Annotated in this window: 2 protein-coding genes; both read left to right on the top strand. The window is 71.6% G+C overall.

Annotated features, from left to right (window positions below):
- Positions 1–293, top strand: a 293-nt coding sequence (locus AB0G02_RS40805) for a helix-turn-helix domain-containing protein (RefSeq protein ID WP_360806084.1), incomplete at its 5' end; no start/stop codon positions are given.
- Positions 294–412: 119 nt separating this feature from the next.
- Positions 413–1,207, top strand: a complete 795-nt coding sequence (locus AB0G02_RS40800; RefSeq protein WP_360806087.1) for a DUF899 domain-containing protein — start codon at positions 413–415, stop codon at positions 1,205–1,207.
- Positions 1,208–1,284: the final 77 nt, after the last annotated feature.

Here is a 1,284-nt window from a genome sequence, read left to right as displayed (position 1 = left end):
CCGCCCGGGGTCCGGCCACGGCCACGGACCTGGCCGACCGCCTGCCCATCACCCGGCAGGCCATCGCCAAGCACCTCGCCCTGCTCGCGGACGCGGGTCTCGTCACCGCCGAACCCGGTGAACGCCGCCGCGTCCGCTACCGGCTCCGCTCCGCCCCGATGCAGGTCGCACAGCACTTCCTCGCCGCACTGGCCCGCGACTGGGACAGCCCGCTCAACGCCCTGAAAGACCACTTCGACCGCGGCACGTCCGCCGCGGCCCCGCCGGACGAGCCCCGAGGGCAACGGCGCTGATCGCGGATCCGTCCGCCGCGGACGCCCCGGGGTGGTCGCACCCCGGCGCGGAATTCCGAAGTTCCGTCCACGTCGTGGACTTCGCGCGCGCTGACTTCAACTGGAAGGTGGACAGCACGATGAAGATCCCCCCGATCGTTTCCCCGGTGGAATGGGAGGAAGCACGTCAGCAGTTGCTGGTGAAGGAGAAGGAGCTGACGCGCGCCAAGGACGCCCTCGCCGCGCAACGCCGCCGGATGCCGTGGCTGCCCGTGGAGAAGGACTACGCGTTCGAGGGGCCGCGCGGCCGGGTGAGCCTGCTCGACCTGTTCGAGGGTCGTCGCCAGCTGGTCGTCTACCGCGCGTTCTACGAGCCCGGCGTGTTCGGTTGGCCGGAGCACGCCTGCCGCGGCTGCTCCTTCGTGACGGCGGACCAGGTGGGCCACGTCGCGCACCTCAACGCCCGCGACACGACGCTCGTGTTCGCCTCGCGCGCGCCGCAGGAGGACATCGAGCGCCTGAAGGCGCGGATGGGCTGGCGGATGCCCTGGGTCACCATGCTCGACGACTTCGACGCCGACTTCGGCGTGGACGAGTGGCACGGCACCAACGCGTTCATCCGCGACGGCGACCGGGTGTACCGGACGTACTTCATCAACGGCCGCGGTGACGAGGCGTTGGGCAGCACGTTCAGCTACCTCGACATGACCGCGCTCGGGCGGCAGGAGCTGTGGGAGGACTCGCCGGAGGGCTACCCCCAGACCCCGCCGTACGAGTGGTGGAACTGGCACGACGCGTACGCCCACAGCGGCGCGGCGCCGGACGAGGGCTGGCTGGAGAAGATCAACGAGGCCGAGGGTCACCTGATCGCCGTGCGTCCGACGGCGCAGGCAGGAGCGGCGCAGGCGGCGACGCACGACGACTGCTGCCACTGATCCCCCGGTTCTCCGGGTTCCGGTTCTTCGGGTTCCGCGCCGATCCCGCCGCACCCGCCGTCGACGGCGCGGAACCC

Source organism: Actinosynnema sp. NPDC023658 (assembly GCF_040639995.1).
Taxonomy (GTDB): domain Bacteria; phylum Actinomycetota; class Actinomycetes; order Mycobacteriales; family Pseudonocardiaceae; genus Actinosynnema.
This window is presented reverse-complemented; position numbering and strand designations above follow the sequence as displayed.